Annotated in this window: 1 protein-coding gene; it reads left to right on the forward strand. The window is 64.0% G+C overall.

Going from position 1 to position 406, the window contains the following annotated elements:
• Positions 1–406, forward strand: a 406-nt coding sequence (locus EOA13_RS37715) for a hypothetical protein (RefSeq protein WP_127298078.1), incomplete at both ends; no start/stop codon positions are given.

Genomic DNA, 406 nt, shown 5'->3' on the forward strand with positions numbered 1-406 from the left:
ATGATATTCATAGGTGGATCACGCGAGATATTCGAGCTGCCGGAACCTGTCATCGCTCGCATCGGCGCAATCGTCGCTGCCGAGCACGGCGTGCTGATTGGCGACGCGTCGGGAGCCGATGCAGAGGCGCAGGGCCTGCTCGCGGGCTACAAGTACGAGCATGTCGGGGTCTTCCATGCCGGCAAGGAACCCCGGAACAATCTGGGCGACTGGGCCGCCTACCATGTTCCTTCTCCTGAGGGCGCCAGAGGATACTGGGTCCACGCCGCCAAAGACCGGGAGATGGCGCGGCGCGCCGACTTTGGGATGATGGTCTGGGACGGCGCATCACCCGGCACGGCCGTCAACGTGCTTCGGCTCGCCATCGCGAACAAGCCGTGCGTCATTTACGATCTGGCCAGGGGCA

Source organism: Mesorhizobium sp. M7A.F.Ca.US.011.01.1.1, assembly GCF_003998295.1.
In the GTDB taxonomy this organism is placed as follows: Bacteria; Pseudomonadota; Alphaproteobacteria; order Rhizobiales; family Rhizobiaceae; genus Mesorhizobium.